Source organism: Bradyrhizobium sp. 190, from assembly GCF_023073415.1.
In the GTDB taxonomy this organism is placed as follows: domain Bacteria; phylum Pseudomonadota; class Alphaproteobacteria; order Rhizobiales; family Xanthobacteraceae; genus Bradyrhizobium.
Map to the genome: position 1 here is coordinate 103412 of NZ_JADPJL010000035.1, position 16303 is coordinate 119714.

General features: G+C 63.0%; 17 protein-coding genes and 1 pseudogene. 15 read left to right on the plus strand and 3 right to left on the minus strand.

The features are described from left to right. Positions 1–103 precede the first annotated feature (103 nt). On the minus strand, positions 104–538 hold the full coding sequence (locus tag IVB22_RS21085) for a hypothetical protein (protein WP_247519203.1): 435 nt from the start codon (positions 536–538) through the stop codon (positions 104–106). A gap of 23 nt (positions 539–561) precedes the next feature. On the opposite strand from IVB22_RS21085, the gene IVB22_RS21090 reads away from it, so the two are divergent. Together IVB22_RS21090 and IVB22_RS41640 are read left to right on the plus strand one after the other, a co-directional pair. Continuing rightward, a complete protein-coding gene (locus IVB22_RS21090) occupies positions 562–1821 on the plus strand; it encodes a NarK/NasA family nitrate transporter (protein WP_247519204.1) in 1260 nt (419 codons plus the stop codon). Positions 1822–1852: 31 nt separating this feature from the next. Further along, positions 1853–3565, plus strand: a complete 1713-nt coding sequence (locus tag IVB22_RS41640) for a bifunctional protein-serine/threonine kinase/phosphatase (RefSeq protein ID WP_247519205.1) — start codon at positions 1853–1855, stop codon at positions 3563–3565. A gap of 71 nt (positions 3566–3636) precedes the next feature. On the opposite strand, the gene IVB22_RS21100 is transcribed toward IVB22_RS41640, so the two are convergent. Then, positions 3637–5073, minus strand: a complete 1437-nt coding sequence (locus IVB22_RS21100; protein ID WP_247519206.1) for an NAD-dependent succinate-semialdehyde dehydrogenase — start codon at positions 5071–5073, stop codon at positions 3637–3639. Between the two features lie 196 nt (positions 5074–5269). On the opposite strand from IVB22_RS21100, the gene IVB22_RS21105 reads away from it, so the two are divergent. After that, positions 5270–6094, plus strand: a complete 825-nt coding sequence (locus IVB22_RS21105) for an SDR family NAD(P)-dependent oxidoreductase (RefSeq protein ID WP_308200440.1) — start codon at positions 5270–5272, stop codon at positions 6092–6094. Between the two features lie 146 nt (positions 6095–6240). Further along, the gene (locus IVB22_RS21110) at positions 6241–7302 is read left to right on the plus strand and encodes a galactose oxidase (RefSeq protein WP_247519208.1); all 1062 of its coding nucleotides are present in this window, start codon (positions 6241–6243) and stop codon (positions 7300–7302) included. A gap of 210 nt (positions 7303–7512) precedes the next feature. Here IVB22_RS21110 and IVB22_RS21115 read toward each other — a convergent pair. Then, positions 7513–7826, minus strand: a pseudogene (locus IVB22_RS21115) (N-carbamoyl-D-amino-acid hydrolase); the annotation flags it as partial. Between IVB22_RS21115 and IVB22_RS21120 the strand changes: the two are divergent. The 11 genes from IVB22_RS21120 to IVB22_RS21170 all read left to right on the plus strand — a co-directional run bounded on the left by IVB22_RS21120 (position 7825) and on the right by IVB22_RS21170 (position 16253). Then, positions 7825–7989, plus strand: a complete 165-nt coding sequence (locus tag IVB22_RS21120; protein WP_247519209.1) for a hypothetical protein — start codon at positions 7825–7827, stop codon at positions 7987–7989. The pseudogene IVB22_RS21115 and the gene IVB22_RS21120 overlap by 2 nt on opposite strands. Positions 7990–8038: 49 nt before the next feature. Next, entirely contained in the window at positions 8039–9289 is a 1251-nt protein-coding gene (locus IVB22_RS21125) for a GTP cyclohydrolase II (RefSeq protein ID WP_247519210.1), read from the plus strand. 92 nt (positions 9290–9381) lie between these two features. Next, positions 9382–10548, plus strand: a complete 1167-nt coding sequence (locus tag IVB22_RS21130) for a URC4/urg3 family protein (protein WP_247519270.1) — start codon at positions 9382–9384, stop codon at positions 10546–10548. A gap of 16 nt (positions 10549–10564) precedes the next feature. Continuing rightward, a complete protein-coding gene (upp, locus tag IVB22_RS21135; protein WP_247519211.1) occupies positions 10565–11194 on the plus strand; it encodes a uracil phosphoribosyltransferase in 630 nt (209 codons plus the stop codon). A gap of 213 nt (positions 11195–11407) precedes the next feature. After that, positions 11408–11575, plus strand: a complete 168-nt coding sequence (locus IVB22_RS21140) for a hypothetical protein (protein WP_247519212.1) — start codon at positions 11408–11410, stop codon at positions 11573–11575. Between the two features lie 58 nt (positions 11576–11633). Further along, a complete protein-coding gene (locus IVB22_RS21145) occupies positions 11634–12374 on the plus strand; it encodes a FadR/GntR family transcriptional regulator (protein ID WP_247519213.1) in 741 nt (246 codons plus the stop codon). A gap of 34 nt (positions 12375–12408) precedes the next feature. Further along, on the plus strand, positions 12409–13308 hold the full coding sequence (locus IVB22_RS21150) for an NAD(P)-dependent oxidoreductase (RefSeq protein WP_247519214.1): 900 nt from the start codon (positions 12409–12411) through the stop codon (positions 13306–13308). A gap of 9 nt (positions 13309–13317) precedes the next feature. Next, positions 13318–14001: an amino acid ABC transporter permease gene (locus IVB22_RS21155; protein ID WP_247519215.1), complete on the plus strand. Its 684-nt coding sequence runs from the start codon at positions 13318–13320 to the stop codon at positions 13999–14001. An 8-nt stretch (positions 14002–14009) separates the two neighbouring features. Further along, positions 14010–14678 (plus strand): amino acid ABC transporter permease, encoded by a 669-nt coding sequence (locus tag IVB22_RS21160; protein WP_247519216.1) that lies wholly within the window; start codon positions 14010–14012, stop codon positions 14676–14678. 1 nt (position 14679) lies between these two features. Next, positions 14680–15438, plus strand: coding sequence for an amino acid ABC transporter ATP-binding protein (locus IVB22_RS21165; RefSeq protein WP_247519271.1), 759 nt, complete (start codon positions 14680–14682; stop codon positions 15436–15438). A 20-nt stretch (positions 15439–15458) separates the two neighbouring features. Next, the gene (locus IVB22_RS21170) at positions 15459–16253 is read left to right on the plus strand and encodes a transporter substrate-binding domain-containing protein (RefSeq protein WP_247519217.1); all 795 of its coding nucleotides are present in this window, start codon (positions 15459–15461) and stop codon (positions 16251–16253) included. Positions 16254–16303 lie beyond the last annotated feature (50 nt).

Sequence of the window (16303 nt, forward strand, 5' to 3'; positions counted from 1 at the left end):
CCATCGGCGGGCAAAGGATCGTCGACTATGACGATCGAGATCTTACGTATTCAAGAGACGTGCCAACATCCGACCCGTAACTTTCCGGGCGCAACGCGCGGCTTCAGCCGATGAATCGCTGATTGGCGGCGCTTTCGCGCGGCTGAATGCACAAAAAATCAGCCACTCGGGCTATCCATTGTGCACAGCACCAATGCTTAACCATGAACCGACGTTCATTTGCCCGCGGAAATGCCACGCCACGGAGAGGCGGACTTTCAGGAGCGTTTTTCCGCTGATATTCGGCACCGCATAATAAAACACCAAAATGCGCGTTCGAGCGGCTGTTTTTGCCAACAATCGGAGCAGCGACCGCTTGATGGCCGGTTGTCCACGCGTGGCAAAACGCTGCAAATGCAGACAAAGCGGCGCGCTCGTTTTTCTGGCACACGAATTGCTGACGTTGCGACACCAGAGTGTGTCTCAACGAAGAGACGACCTCTCGCTTTCCAAAATTCAATCCCTTTGTGCCGAGATCACCGCGCTTGCGCGGTGTCACGCGCCGATGTTCGAGGCTGCTCGATGAAGTTTGCTGAATTCAAGAAGGCTGGCCACTGGCCCACGCTGCTCGCCGCCTTCCTCTATTTCGACATAAGCTTCATGGCTTGGGTCGCGCTCGGTCCGTTGATCGTCTACATTGCGCAAGACATGAACCTTGCCGTCGACGAGAAGTTCACGCTCGTCGCCATCCCGGTGCTGGCCGGCGCGCTACTGCGGGTTCCGATGGGCATCCTCGCCGACATCATCGGCGCCAAGCGGACCGGAATCATCGCGCAAGTCGTCGTCATCATTGCAACGGCCTGGGTTTGGCACTTCGGCCTCAACAGCAAGCTTGCGATCGAGGTCTTCGGTCTCGCGCTCGGCATCGGCGGCGCGTCGTTCGCAGTGGCGCTGCCGCAGGCAAGCCGTTGGTATCCGCCGCAATATCAGGGCGTAGTGATGGGGATCGCCGGCGCCGGCAATATGGGTGTCGTGCTCGATACGCTGTTCGCGCCGACGATCGCCGAGCATTGGGGCTGGCAGGCCGTGTTCGGCGTGCTGCTCGTTCCGATGCTGTTGATCCTCGCCTACTACGTCTTCGCCGCCAAGGATGCGCCCGGAGATCGGAAACCGATTTCGCTGAAGGCTTATGGCACCTTGCTGCGCGATCCCGACAGTCGCTGGTTCATGTTCTTCTACTTCATTACCTTCGGCGGTTTTGTCGGGCTGGCCAACGCGTTGCCGCTGTATTTCACCGTGCAGTATCATGTGTCCGGCGTCGCGGCGGGCCTGCTGGTGGGCTTGATTGTCGCTTTCGGCTCAGGCTTCCGGCCGGTCGGCGGCATGATCGCCGATCGCATCGGCGGCATCCGTTCATTGTCGATATTGTTTGGGGTCGTCGTGGCGGCGTACCTCGTCATCGCCTTCATGCCGGAAGGGCCGGCCGCATCGACGCCTGGGGGTTGGTCGCTCACCCAGCTGCCGCGCATTGCGTGGGTATCAGTGTTGCTGTTCTCGATCGGCGTGCTCGCGCTCGGCATGGGCAATGGCGCGGTGTTCCAGCTCATTCCGCTCCGCTTCCGTCACGAGATCGGTATGATGACGGGCATGGTCGGCTGCGCCGGCGGCATCGGCGGTTTCTTCCTTGCCAAGGCGCTCGGCGTCGCCAAGGGAATGACCGGCGGATTCGGCCCCGGCTTCCTGTTTTTCGGCTTGCTGGCGTTGCTTGGTTTCCTGGGACTTGCCATGGTCAAAGTCCGCTGGCGCACCACATGGGGCGCCGCATCGGGAGCGCGGGTCTGACGACGCGCTGCTAACTTGACAGGCCGCGCGGGTGACGATCGGTTCGCAACGAAATCTCGGAGTTCGCGTCGGCTTCGTCAGCGAGACCGGCAAGCGCTCCGCCAATGAGGATTACGTCGCGACCTGCCTCGGCCGGTCCGGTGTGAGCAACCGCGACATCGTCGCTGCTGTCGCCGACGGCGTCGGCGGACACAAGGGCGGGCGCGAAGCCGCCGAGCTCGCGGTTCGATGCTTCATCGACGCCTATTATTCCCTCCCGGAAACGCTCGGCGTGCGCCGCCGGGCCTCGCGTTCGCTGGAAGCCGCCAACAGCTGGATCTACACGCAAGGCCGCACCGATCCTCTACTCAGCGGCATGAGCTGCGCCTTCTCCTCGATCATCCTGTCGCGGCGGCAGTGCCACATCATTCACATCGGCGACACCCGCGCCTATCGCCTGAGCGAGGGACGCCTGGAGCGGCTGACCACGGACCACATCGCCGGACGCGGCGATCTCGCGCATCTGCTCAACCGCGCCATCGGCTTCGAGGACTTCGCCCGCTTCGATTACGCCACCGTCGGACTGCGCCAGCACGACAGGATCCTGATCTGCAGCGACGGTGTTCATGGCGTGCTGGCCGATCATCGGCTGCAGGTGCTGTTGAGCGAGCGCACCTCGCCGGAAGAATCCGCGCGCGCACTGGTTGACGCGGCGCTGGATGCCGGCTCCAGCGACAACATGACCGCCCTGGTGCTCGACGTCGTCGACCTGCCGCCCGCCGACCGCGACGAACTCACCCATTCGATCGCTACGCTTCCGATTTTGGACCTGCCTGAAACCGGCGACGCCATCGACGATTTCACGCTCGGCGAAATATTGTCGGATGGTCGCTACAGCCGGCTGTTCAAGGCGATCGACAAGCGGCAGGGCCGCGAACTCGTGCTGAAGTTTCCGCATCCGCGCGTGGCCAGCGAGGGCTCCTATCGCCTCGCCTTCGTCCGCGAGGCGTGGGTCGCGGCGCGCGTGCGAAGCCTGTGGATCGGAGAAATCGTCGAACTGCCTGCCGAACGGCAGACCCGTCTCTATTCGGTGATGCCGCTTTACGAAGGCGAGACGCTGGAACAGCGGCTCAATCGTTCGCCGCAGCTTTCGCTAAGCGAAGGCATCGGGATCGCGACCAAGCTGGCGCGCGCGGTCGCCACTCTGCACCGTGCCGGCATCATCCATCGCGACATCAAGCCCGACAACGTGATCCTGCTGAAGACCGGCGGATTGCGCCTGGTCGACCTCGGCGTCGCGCGCGTGCCGCTGCTCGAGGACTTTCCGGCTGAGGATATTCCGGGTACGGCGAGCTATATGGCGCCGGAGCTGTTCGGCGGGCGGCCCGGCGACGAGTTTTCGGATCTTTATGCGCTCGGCGTCACCGTGTACCGGATGTTCACCGCCGCCTACCCTTATGGAGAGATCGAGCCGTTCTCGCGGCCCCGCTTCGGCAAGCCCGCTTCCCTCTCCCGCTATCGCCCCGATCTGCCAGCCTGGCTGGACGCGGTGGTCGGCAAGGCGCTCAACGTCGATCCGGCCCAACGCTACGGCGATGTCATCGAATTCTCGCACGAACTAGAGAACGGCGCGATGTGGGCGAAGCCCGCCGCCGCGTCACGGCGTTCACTCTACGACCGCGATCCGCTCGTTTTCTGGAAGAGCCTGTCCGCAGGCCTGATCGTGCTCGTCATCCTGCTTCTGGCATGGTCGGTACATCATTAGCCCGACGCTCCGGTGGAGCGTCGGGCTATGTCACGTCAGCGAAGCAAACCGCGTTGGCTTCGCGATCTGGCTCACACCCCGGTCTGGGTGATGAACTTGGTGTTGAAATACCCGTCCATCGCCTCGGTGCCGCCCTCCGAGCCGTAGCCGGAATCCTTGACGCCGCCGAACGGCACTTCAGGCAGCGCGAGGCCAAAGCTGTTGATCGAGACCATGCCGGCTTCGATGGCGGCGCCGATCGCGGTTGCCGTCTTGGTCGAACTGGTGAAGGCGTAGGACGCTAGGCCAAACGGCAAGCGGTTGGCTTCCTCGGCCACCTCGTCGAAGGTCGAGAAGCGGGAGATCAGCGCCAACGGCCCGAACGGCTCCTCGTTCATGGCACGCGCATCTTTCGGCACATCGCTGACCACGGTCGGCTCGTAGAAGTATCCCTTGTTCCCAACGCGGTGGCCGCCAGTCTCGAGCTTGGCGCCCTTGCCCACGGCATCCTGCACCATGCCCTCGATGGCGGTGACGCGGCGCGGATTGGCGAGCGATCCCATCTTCGAATCCGGATCGAGGCCGTTGCCGACTTTCATCGACTTGGCGCCTTCGACGAACTTGTCGACGAACTCGCGGAACACGTCGTCCTGCACCAGCATGCGGGTCGGCGAGATGCAGACCTGGCCGGCATTGCGGTACTTCGCCGCCGCCAGAATCTTCGCCGCGGAGGATACATCGGCATCCTTGAACACGATGGCCGGCGCGTGGCCGCCCAGCTCCATGGTGGCACGCTTCATGTGCAGGCCCGCCAGTGCGGAGAGCTGCTTGCCCACGACGGTCGATCCGGTGAAGGAGATCTTGCGGATCACCGGATGCGGAATGAGATATTCCGAAATCTCCGACGGCACGCCATAGACCAGGTTGATGACGCCGTCGGGCACGCCAGCGTCGACGAACGCCTTGATTAGTTGCGCAGGCGACGCCGGCGTTTCCTCCGGCGCCTTGACGATGATCGAGCAGCCGGCCGCAAGGCCCGCGGAGAGCTTGCGCACGACCTGGTTGATCGGGAAATTCCACGGCGTAAAAGCCGCGACCGGGCCGACCGGCTCCTTGACCGCGATCTGGTAGATGCCCGGTCCGCGGGCCGGGATCACCCTGCCATAGGCGCGCTTGGCTTCCTCGGCGAACCACTCGATGACGTCGGCGGCGGCCATGGCTTCCATCTTGGCTTCGGCCAGCGTCTTGCCCTGCTCCATCGTCATCAGCGGCGCGATCTCGTCATTGCGCTCGCGCATGATTTGGGCCGCCTTGCGCATGATCCTGCAGCGCTCGAACGGCGCCACCGCCCGCCAGACCTTGAAACCCCTGGCGGCTGCTTCCAGCGCCTCGTCGAGATCGGCACGGTCGGCATGCGCGACGGTGCCGATGGTCTCCTCCGTCGCCGGATTGAGCACGGCGATGGTCCTGCCCGATTGGCTCGGCCGCCATTTGCCGTTGATGAACAGTTGGGTATTGGAATATGCCACGAGACTTGCTCCCTCTTTTATTGTCGCCGGACGGCGAATGGGCCGGCTGAAGATCCGGCGCCTTTATGATCGAAGCCCGGCCGGATTGCAAAGCCGATTCAAATGGGTACGGCCCTGCGACCGGCGCAGAGCGCGTCCGCTTGCGAAGCGCCTCGATCTCGCCGCAGACTGATCTTTCACATCAGGAGACGACATGATGGCACCACACGACGCCGCGCAGGCGCTGAAGGGCAAGGTTGCGCTGGTCACCGGCGCAGGCCGCGGGCTTGGCCGGGCGTTCGCCGAACGGCTCGCGAGCCTGGGCGCCGATGTCGCCATCCATGGTATGCGCGAGCATGGCCCGGCGGAATATGGCGAGGGATCGACGCTGACGGCGGTCGCCGCCGACGTTGCAGCGGCGCATGGCGTCCGCACCATCCGCGTGCTCGGCGATCTCACGCAAGGTGGCGACATTGCGCGGGTGATCGAGACCACGACGAACGAATTGGGGCCGATCGACATTCTCGTCCACAATGCCGGCGGCGACATCGCCGCCGAGGGTGGCAAGCCGGATCCGAACGACGCGGTCGGTATCCGCGAGGAGGACGTGCGCGCGGTGCTCGACCGCAACCTGCTCTCAACCATCCTGACCTGCCAGGCGGTCGCGAAGGAAATGATGCCGCGGCGCCAGGGCCGCATCGTCACCATCGGTTCGGTCGCGGCCTTCAAGGGCCGCACCAACGGCTCGATCTATGCGGTCGCGAAAGCAGGCATGACGCATTACACGCGCTGCCTCGCCGACCAGCTTCGATCCTACGACATCACCGTGAACTGCATCGCGCCCGGCGACACCCGCACCGGCCGCTTCATGGGAACGCGTGCCGTGGATCAGGAGAGGTTGGTCGAAACCGGAACGCTGGACCGCATCGCGACGGTGGACGAAGTCGCACGGGTGGTCGAAGTGTTTGCAGGACCGCTGGGGGCATTTGTGTCCGGCCAAGTGCTGCGTGTGGATGGCGGAGGACAGTGTTGGGCGGCGTGAGGGCACTGTGACCATGTCTCCCGCTTGCCGCCACCGCGAGTACACAGCAGTAGCTAATGGATGCCACTCTTGTGAGACCGGTCGTCTTGTGCCGCTACGGGAGCTCAAATAGGCTCAAAGGAAATTCCAGAGAACGGGAGATCAGCATGGGCCTTGACCGTCGCCTTGTGCTCGCCGGCGGACTCAGCGCCATCGCTTCGGCGACATGGGCTCAACACGAACATCATGCTGGCCAGTTCGAGCGGCTCAATCAACCGGGCCGCATCGACCTGCCCGACCTGCACCGGCAACATGCAGTGGTGGATAGTCCTGCCCCTCCAGCCGCAGCAAAGGGACAATGGCGGTCAAGAGCACCTCTGCCGATCCCGCGCACGGAGATGGCTTGGGCGACGGAGTATCGAGGCCGCGTCCATCTGGTCGGCGGCTATGCCGAGCAACGGGTCGATCGGCCCTATCATCACGCCTATGATCCGACCGCAGACAAGTGGGAGACGCTTCCCGAACTCCCGCGCGGGGCCAATCATGTCGGTGTGGCGACGCTGGGCGATCGGCTCTACGCGTTCGGTGGCTTCACAGAGCAGAACCGCACGCCGCACGATGGAGTCTTCGCGTTTGACGGTGCGCGTTGGCATTCCCTGCGGCGCTTGCCGGAAGCCTGCGGCGCCATCGCCTGTGTGACCTTGGGCGATGCCATTCACCTCGTCGGTGGAGCCATCGGCTCTGACAACCGCCGTTCCGTTGATTGGCACCTCGTCTATAACCCTCGCGAGGACCGCTACAGCCGTCGTCAGGCAATGCCACTTGGGCGCGACCACACAGGAGCGGTCGCTGTTAACGGCGTTATTCACCTGATCGGCGGCCGGGTAGACACCTTCCACACCAACTCGAACTTGCATCACTCCTACGATCCAAAGACCGATGAATGGAGCTTTCGCGCTCCCATACCGACTGCCCGGTCGGGACATGGCACCGTTTGGCTTCGCAACCGGATCTTCTGCATGGGTGGCGAAGGCACCAACCGCGTCTACGGCCAGAACGAGGCCTATGACCCCTTAACAGATCGATGGGAGAGCTACGCGCCGATGCTCACACCCCGGCACGGCATGGGCGCGGTCGTGATCGGCGACGCGATCTATGTGTCCGGAGGCGGTCCCCAGATGGGCGGAGGCGTGAAGAGCGCGATCAATGAAGAATTCAGGATAGGCTAGGTATCGAGGTTGAGTCGCCGCGAGTGACGGCATCATCTGAAAACCCAACAAACGATCCCGCGTCGCGACGATGCGTGGCCATCTGGCCAATAACATCATTGCCGACATTGCCAGGCAAAAGAAGTCCGCTCGAAAAAAGAAGCCCTGACCGGGCGCTGCTTGCGCGCAACGACAATGTCGACGCCGTCAGCGGTCTGCACCTTGGCCGCAGGTGTTGAAATGATGCCCATCCGGCGCCAGTTCGGCGTAGCCAAAATTCATTGCGATCCGGTGGCTCGCTCGAACAACGGCCTTGCCATCATATTCGGCATCTCGCGTTCGAACCACGTGTCGACATCGGCCTGGTTCTCCATGTCCCAGCGCGGAAAGAACCTGGCGAGGGGCAGCTCCGGATAGACGATCAGATCAGCGCCCCTCGCCGTGGCTTCATCCATCAGCGCGATCATGCGCTTGACGACAGCTTCGCGGCTATCGGCTTTCTAAATCAAGCCCAATTGCGCGGCGCCAGCGTTGATGACGCGCATGGATAACTTTCTGGATATTAACCAGCAGCGCCCCTCTGCGCTGAAAGGGTTAACAGCCGAGCAGCTTGGCGGCGCGGGCGTTCAAATCGGCGTTGTACCCGCTCGAAATCTGATTATACTACTGTCTCAGCCGCAACCGCTGCTGAGATTTAATTATTGGTGACCGGGCCCGTCTATCTAGGCGGGCCGTCGCCGTTTCAGGGTTCGTGGCGATGACTCGCTCCAATCGGATTGATCATATTCGCATTACGTCGCACCCGGCACCGGGTGCCAAACTCAAATTCCCGATCGCCTGGGGTGCACCCAGCGCGCGCGAACGCGGACCTGTGATCGGCACGGTGTCGCGCCCGCAGGACCGCAACGTCATCGGTACGCATGGCGGCTCCTATTCGGTATATCGCGCGCTCGCCGTCTCGTCCGGCGCTCTCGACCCGATCCGACGTCCGGATCTCACCAATACCCACCCTGCTGAAGCGATCGGGCCGTTTCCGCAATGGACCGAGCCACAGCGAATCGTCTCGCTCGACCCATGGGGACATCTCGCCGCGGAAAACTTCGCGAGCGAGATCGCCGAGGGCATCGACATCCGTCCGAGCATTGCCATCACACGCGCCCGCCTCGATCTACCCGAACTGCAGGCAGCGATCGAAGCCGGACGGCTCAAGCAGGATGGCGAGGTCGTGCACAAGAATGGCAGCGTCTCCGTGGTCAAGATTGCGATCGACCCGGTCTGGTACCTGCCTGGCCTGGCGGAGCGCTTCGCCACCACCGAGAAAAACCTGCGCCGGCAACTGTTCGAGCAAACCGCAGGCATGTTTCCGGAACTGGTGACACGGCCCGATCTGCATGTCTTTCTGCCGCCGATCGGCGGCACGACGGCCTATCTGTTCGGCGACGTCAGCAAACTGCCGGACCACTCCACCAAGGTAACCTGCCGCGTGCATGACGAATGCAACGGCTCCGACGTGTTTGGTTCCGATATCTGCACCTGCCGTCCTTACCTGATTCACGGCATCGAAGAATGCGCGCGCGCAGGCCAAAGCGGCGGGCTCGGCATCATCATCTACAATCGCAAGGAAGGCCGCGCGCTCGGCGAAGTGACAAAATTTCTCGTCTATAACGCCCGCAAGCGTCAGGAAGGCGGCGATGCGGCTGCCCAGTATTTCGAGCGCACCGAATGCGTCGCCGGCGTGCAGGACGCCCGATTCCAACAACTGATGCCGGACGTGGTGCATTGGCTCGGCCTGAAGCGTATCGACCGCTTCGTGTCCATGAGCGACATGAAGCACGATGCACTGACCGGTCAAGGCATCGAAATCGTCGAGCGCATACCGATTCCCGATGATCTCGTGCCGGCTGACGCGCATGTGGAAATCGCGGCGAAGAAAGCGGCCGGCTACTACACGCCCGAGCCGCTGCAAGAGCTGGATAACCCGGTCGGCCGTCCGCTCGAAAAATATTGAGAGAGGCGGCGGCCTTGTCCCTTGCAAATCCGGAAGCGTCAGCCGCCCTATCATTGCTGAACGCCAGCGCAGTCCGCGAGCGTGCGCATCGCATGCTCGCAGTCGGCCTTGAAGACAGACTTCCAAACTTCCGCATCGACCTCGATCGCATGGACGGCGCAGTAGACCTGGTGCTGGAAACGACGCGCAAGGCCTATCCTTCGTTCGACGTGCCGTTTCATTCGCGCTGGCGGCACTTCGTCGCCAATGGAGACGATCGTTGGGCTGCTGTCGCCGACCGAACCGGGTGGCCCGATCGCGCAGCCCGCGCCCGGGCCGAATTCGATCTGGCCATCGTCAGCGTGTTCCTCGATGCCGGCGCTGGTCCATCGTGGCGCTACCGCGATCCAAAAACCGGATCAGCGATCGGCCGTTCGGAAGGATTGGGCCTGGCCAGCCTTGCGATGTTCGCGGGCGGCGCATTCTCGGCTGCGCCCATCGAGCCCTTGCGCGTCGATGCCGACGTGCTCGCGAGTTTCAGCGTTGCCGACCTCGAGCGCAGCATGCAGGTCTCGGATGCCAATCCAATGGTCGGGATGGACGGCCGCGCCGACCTGTTGCGTCGCCTGGGCCGGCTGGTTACCTCGAAACCGGAAATATTCGGCAGCCGCGACACGCCGCGGCCCGGTGGCCTGTTCGACCGGCTTGCGATGCTGGCCGACGGTGGAAAGCTGCCCGCCCCGACGATTTTAACGGAACTGCTGCAACAACTCGGGCCGATCTGGCCATCGCGGCTGACGCTGGGAGGTATCTCGCTCGGCGATTGCTGGCGGCATCCGGCGTTGACGACCGCGGATGCAACCAGCGGCATGGTCCCGCTGCACAAGCTCTCGCAATGGCTGACCTATTCTCTCATCGAGCCGCTACAGACATCCGGTATCAGCGTGACCGATATCGACGGCTTGACCGGCCTTGCCGAGTATCGCAACGGCGGGTTGTTCGTCGATACCGGTGTGCTCGCGTTTCGCGATGCCGAGGCGGCGCTGCGAGAGCATGAGGTCGCGTCACCGCTTGTCGTGGAATGGCGTGCGCTGACGGTGGCGCTGCTCGACCGCGTCGCAAATGGTTTGCGGCAACGGCTTGGACGCGATGCGACGTCGATGCCACTGGCGAAAATTCTTGAGGGCGGTACGTGGGCTGCGGGCCGACGGCTGGCACGCGAACGCCGCGCCGACGCATCGCCTCCGGTGAAAGTCATCAGCGACGGCACGGTTTTCTAGATCCGAGGTCACAGACATGGACGGCGTTACGATCGTTAGGCATCCACTGGTGCAGCACAAGCTGACACTACTGCGGAAGAAAGACATTTCAACCAAGTCGTTTCGCGAACTCCTCAAGGAGATCGGGATGCTGCTTTGTTACGAGGTTACCCGTGACCTGCCGCTGGCCGATATCGAAATCGAAACGCCGCTTGCGCAGATGAAATCGCCGCAGATCGCGGGCAAGAAGCTGGTCTTCGCGCCGGTGCTGCGTGCTGGCGTGACCTTCGCGGAAGGTATGCTCGATCTGGTGCCGACCGCGCGGATTGCGCATATCGGCCTTTACCGTGAGCCCGAAACCTTCACTGCCGTGGAATATTTCTTCAAGGCGCCGAGCGATCTGCACGAGCGGCTCGTGATCGTGATCTCGCCGGTACTGGCAACGGCGAACTCCGCCGTCGCCGCGGTCGACCGGCTGAAAGAGCGCGGTGCGAACGACATTCGACTGGTCTGCCTGATCGGCGTACCGGAAGGCGTTGAGCGGATGCGTGGCATCCACCCGGACGTTCCGATCTGGCTCGCGGCGATCGACCAGGGGTTGGACGGCAACGCCTACATCGTGCCGGGTCTCGGCGACGCCGGCGACCGCGCCTACGGCACGAAATAGGTTAGCGAGCTCCGTAGCACGGGATCGGCGAGCGGGTCCCGGCGCTTCCGGCAACGCCTTGGGATGACACGTCGCGCGTTGACTGTCCTCGGTCGACCGAAGCTCCGTCTCTGGCGAGACTGTCGTCAGAGACGCCGCTTGGCCTTTTTTCCTCTCGCGCCGCGGTTGCTCTAAACGAACCGTCATCAGCTGGCGCTGAAGTTCGTTCAGATAGTGGGCGAGAGCGACGCGATCGTCGAATTTGAAGCCGTTGGCGGCCTGATCGTAGAACTGAAAGATGCGTTCACGCAGGTCCGCCCAAAACACGAAGCCCTCTCGCGTCAACTTCACGACACGCGCGCGCTTATCCTGCGGATCGGGCCTGCGGGCAAAAAGACTTGACGCGTGCAGCTTGGTCATCCTACTGGTCTTACCAAGGTAAGATCAATGGGAAGAGGGAATGGAGCTCAAGCGGGCGGCCGAGGGGGACAAGGGATTCCAGAAGGTATTTGCCTTTCTGCGAGACCGTCTGCTCGCGGGTTCGCTGAAACCCGGCGACCGCCTCATCTCCGAGCGCGAACTCGCAAGCCAGCTTGGCGTGAGCCGGCCGCTCGTCCGCGAGGCCCTGCGCGCGCTCACGATGCTTGGCATTGTCGAGATCCGAGATCGCATTGGTACCGTGGTGACGCGACCGGACATCTCGGTTCTGAATGACTTTTTTACCTTCGCGCTCGCCCAGCAGGCGGACATGCTGGATGACGTGATGCAGGCGCGCGTCGCGATCGAATGTCAGGCGATCCGGCTGGCCTGCGAGCGTGCCGGCATCGCCGATTTCGAACGCTTGCAACGCGCGCTCGCGAAGATCGAAGAAACGATCGACGAGGCCGATGCGGGCGGGATGGCCGACTTTGAATTCCATCGCGCCATCGTGCTGGCATCGCGTTCGGAAACGCTGACCGTTCTGCATAATTCGGTGGCAGGCCTTTTGACGCGCTCGCATCGAAGCCGCCGCGAGCTCGTGCAGTCCTTCCCCTCGATGAAGACGTACCTGATCGACGACCACAGGCGCATCTTCGAGGCGGTCGTCGCGCGTGATCCGGAGCGGGCGGATGCGACCCTGCGCAAGCATTTTGAGATCGGCGATGAATACCGAAGACGCGCCGTCGTCGGTGAGAAAGAGGGCCGCAAAGCATCGCGCTGACTGCAAGTAAACCAACAAAAAGACGAGTAAGCATATGGGACGGGACGGCAAGGGAAGCGTCGGCTTCATCGGCATCGGAACGATGGGCCGGGAGATGGTGCGCAATCTGTTGAAGGCAGGACACGCCGTCCGCGCCTTCGACCTCACCGAAGCCGCGGTCGCAGCCGTCGTGACGGATGGCGCGGTTGGCGCGCAAAACCCGGCGGACGCAGCGCGAGACACCGACATCGTCATCACCATGCTGCCCGATACGCCCCATGTCGAGGCGGTGATCTACGGCGAGCACGGACTCCTGAAGTCGCCGCCTCCCGGCAAGCTGATCGTGGACATGAGCACGATCTCGCCGGTTGCCGTCCGCCGCATCCATGCCGATCTGCAGCAGGCCGGCGTGAGCTTCATCGACGCGCCCGTCTCCGGCGGACCGCTCGGCGCGAAGAACGCCGCGCTCTCGATCATGGCCGGCGGCGAGGCTGAGGCTTTTTCAAAGGCCGAGCCCTTCTTCCAGGCGATGGGCACCACGATCACCCACGTCGGCGGCAGCGGCGCAGGCCAAACCGTCAAGCTCTGCAATCAGCTCATCTGCGGAATCAACATCCAGGCGATTTGCGAAGCGCTGGCGCTCGGTCGGGCGTCCGGCGTCGAGCTCAATCTGCTCCGCCGGGTGCTGCTGGGCGGTTCGGCAGCGTCCTGGATGCTGGACAAGCTCGGTCCCTCCATGATCGAGGGCGACGTCGGCGCCGGTTTTCGCATCGACCTGATGCTCAAGGATCTTCGCCTGGTGCAGGAACACGCCCAGGCGCTGAACGTTCCGTTGCCAGGAACTGCGCTCGTCACCAGCCAGTATGTCGATGCGCGGGCGCATGGCGAAGGGGCGAACGGCAACCAGGCGCTGTTTCGCGTCTACGACCGCATGACCAACCAGCGCACCGGCTGACCGAACGCCATGGGCATTGAACTCGATTTTCCCGCAGTGCTGGAGCGATGGCCGAACTTTCTCGGCGGCGCCGTCCTCACACTCGAGCTCGCCCTGTTCGCGACCGTGCTGGGCGCCCTCCTCGGCACGCTCGCAGCGGTCGGCCGCGGGACGCACAGCGCGCTGATCGCGCGCGCCTGCAAGGTCTATGTCGAGGCGATCCGCAACACCCCGCTGCTGGTCCAGATCTTCCTGGTCTATTTCGGTCTTGCCAGCATCGGGCTGAAACTCTCCGCCTTCACCGTCGCGGTGGCCGCGCTGACGATCAATGTCGGCGCCTACACCGCCGAGATCATGCGCGCTGGCTTCGAAGCGATCCCGCGCGGACAGATCGAGGCGGCCGAAGGGCTCGCGCTCTCGCGCGTCCAGATCTACTGGCACATCATCCTGTTGCCCGCGGTCGAGCGGGTCTATCCGGCGCTCACCAGCCAGTTCGTTCTGCTGATGCTGGCCTCTTCCATCTGTTCGCAGATTTCGGCAGAGGAACTCACGGCGGTGGCCAACTACATCCAGTCGGATACTTATCGCGCCTTTGAGACCTACATCATTGTTGCAGTCATCTACATCATCCTGTCGCTGGTGATGCGCGCCGGTTTCTGGGGGCTCGGCCTCGTCCTGTTTCCGCGCCGGCGTCGGCTCGGCACGGCTTTGTGAGGTAGGGCATGGGCGGACATCTCAACGTCAACCACCTGCTTTTCCTCGGCCACGGCGCGCTGTGGACGATCGGGCTTTCCCTGATCGCGCTCATCGGCGGAGGTATCGCTGGCTTCGCGATCGCGCTCGCACGCATTTCTCCGCATAAGTCGGTGCGGCTTCTCAGCGCCACCTATGTGCAGCTCATCCAGGGCACGCCGCTCCTCGTCATCCTGTTCCTCGGCTATTTCGGGCTCGCAGCCATTGGCCTGAAGGTGTCGCCGCTTGCCGCCGCCGGCGCTTCGCTCACCCTCTATGTCGCCGCCTATCTTGGCGAAATCTGGCGCGGATCGATCCAATCGGTGCCGAAGCCGCAGTGGGAAGCGGCCGAGGGCCTGGCCCTGAGCCGGACCCAGCGCATGATGAAGGTGATCCTGCCGCAGGCGATCCGCATCGCGACGCCACCGACCGTGGGCTTCATGGTGCAAATCATCAAGAACACCTCGCTCGCTTCGGTCGTCGGCTTTGTCGAGCTGATGCGCTCGGGACAGATCGTCAACAACTCGCTGTTCGAGCCGTTCGCGATCTACGCGATCATTGCCGTCGTTTACTTCGCCATGTGCTATCCCCTGTCGCTGCTCAGCCAAAGGCTGGAGCGGCGCATGGGACGTGGCATGGTCAACCTCGCTCCGGCCTGATATGCAGCAGAACGCCTCTCCACCAGCGCCGATCGTGTCGCTCCGCGACGTGCAAAAGAGCTTCGGCTCGCTCAGGGTGCTCGACGGCGTCAGCTTCGCCGTCGAGCGCGGCGAGGTCCTGGCCATCATCGGCCGCTCAGGCTCCGGCAAGAGCACAGCCTTGCGCTGCATCGACCGGTTCGAAAAGGTCGACCGCGGCGAGATCGTCGTCTGCGGGCACCGGGTCGATCTTCCGAATGTCGATCTCCGCGCCCTGCGCCAGGATGTCGGCATCGTCTTCCAGAGCTACAATTTGTTTCCGCATCTCACCATCGAGCAGAACATCACGCTCGCGCCCCGCTCGGTGAAACGGATGGCCGCCTCGCAGACCAGGGAGCTCGCGCACAAGGTGCTGGCGCAGGTCGGGTTGGAAGAGAAGGTTCACGCCTATCCCGAACAGCTTTCAGGCGGCCAGCAGCAACGCGCCGCCATCGCCCGCTCGCTCGCCATGCAGCCCAAGGTCATGCTGTTCGACGAGGTCACGTCCGCGCTCGATCCCGAACTGACCGGCGAAGTGCTCAAGGTGATCGAGCAGTTGGCCGCCGACGGCATGACCATGGTGATGGTCACCCATGAAATGGGTTTTGCGAAGAGCATCGCCGACCGGATCGTCTTCATGCATCGCGGCAAGGTTCACGAAACCGGCCCTGCCTCGATCCTGACGTCGCCAAAGACACCCGAGCTCGCTCAGTTCGTCGGGACGGGAAACCTGAAATCATAACAGAAGAGGGAGAACCGAGGATGAAGTACGTAAAATTCCTGGGCGCAGCCATCTCGGCATGTTGCCTTGCGACGATGTCGGCGGCGCCCGCCTTCGCCGATCTGCTCGACGACATGACGAAGGCCAAGAAGATTCGCATCTCTACCGATCTGGCGATCCCTCCGTCCGGCATGATGGACAGCAGCATGAAGCCGACGGGTTCCGATGTCGAAGTCGCCCAGCTGCTCGCTAAGGATTGGGGTCTCGAACTCGAATTCGTCCAGACCACCGGCGCAACGCGCATCCCCAACGTCCTGACCGGCAAAGCCGACATCATCATTTCGACCCTGTCGGTCACGGCCGAACGAGCCAAGGTGATCGACTTCACCAAACGCTACGCCACGCTGCAATCGGATATCGGCTGCCTGAAGTCGCTGAACGTGAAGGACTGGCCGGACCTGAAGGACAAGACCGTGGGCGTCGCGCGCGGCACCACGCAGGATACGATGCTGTCGAACATGAAGGACAAGGAACTGAAGATCGCGCGCTATGACGATGATGCCACCGGCGTGACCGCTGCCGTTTCCGGCCAGGTCGATTGCGTCGGCACATCGGCCACGATCATCAACCAGATCGGCGTCAAGAATCCGGCTCGCATCTTCGAACCCAAGATCCCACTCGCCAGCTTTGATCTCGCCATCGGTCTGAAGAAGGGCGAGCAGCGCCTCATGGACAAGCTTAACGCCTGGGTTACCGAGAACGTCAAGAACGGCAAGCTCAACGCGATCTACAAGAAGTTCCACGGGGTCGAGCTGCCGCCCGACATGCGTGGTTGAGCGAAGCAGAACCGTGACGGCCGGATGCGGCTGTCACGGTCCCAAAAACA

Bases quoted from the DNA above. Each gene is read 5' to 3' on its own strand.
- IVB22_RS21145 (WP_247519213.1), top strand. From the start codon at position 11,634: ATGGAGCTCAAGCGGGCGGCCGAGGGGGACAAGGGATTCCAGAAGGTA.
- IVB22_RS21155 (WP_247519215.1), top strand. From the start codon at position 13,318: ATGGGCATTGAACTCGATTTTCCCGCAGTGCTGGAGCGATGGCCGAAC.
- IVB22_RS21160 (WP_247519216.1), top strand. From the start codon at position 14,010: ATGGGCGGACATCTCAACGTCAACCACCTGCTTTTCCTCGGCCACGGC.
- IVB22_RS21150 (WP_247519214.1), top strand. From the start codon at position 12,409: ATGGGACGGGACGGCAAGGGAAGCGTCGGCTTCATCGGCATCGGAACG.
- upp (WP_247519211.1), top strand. From the start codon at position 10,565: ATGGACGGCGTTACGATCGTTAGGCATCCACTGGTGCAGCACAAGCTG.
- IVB22_RS21090 (WP_247519204.1), top strand. From the start codon at position 562: ATGAAGTTTGCTGAATTCAAGAAGGCTGGCCACTGGCCCACGCTGCTC.
- IVB22_RS21110 (WP_247519208.1), top strand. From the start codon at position 6,241: ATGGGCCTTGACCGTCGCCTTGTGCTCGCCGGCGGACTCAGCGCCATC.
- IVB22_RS21120 (WP_247519209.1), top strand. From the start codon at position 7,825: ATGGATAACTTTCTGGATATTAACCAGCAGCGCCCCTCTGCGCTGAAA.
- IVB22_RS21170 (WP_247519217.1), top strand. From the start codon at position 15,459: ATGAAGTACGTAAAATTCCTGGGCGCAGCCATCTCGGCATGTTGCCTT.
- IVB22_RS21125 (WP_247519210.1), top strand. From the start codon at position 8,039: ATGACTCGCTCCAATCGGATTGATCATATTCGCATTACGTCGCACCCG.
- IVB22_RS21165 (WP_247519271.1), top strand. From the start codon at position 14,680: ATGCAGCAGAACGCCTCTCCACCAGCGCCGATCGTGTCGCTCCGCGAC.
- IVB22_RS21130 (WP_247519270.1), top strand. From the start codon at position 9,382: ATGCTCGCAGTCGGCCTTGAAGACAGACTTCCAAACTTCCGCATCGAC.
- IVB22_RS21105 (WP_308200440.1), top strand. From the start codon at position 5,270: ATGGCACCACACGACGCCGCGCAGGCGCTGAAGGGCAAGGTTGCGCTG.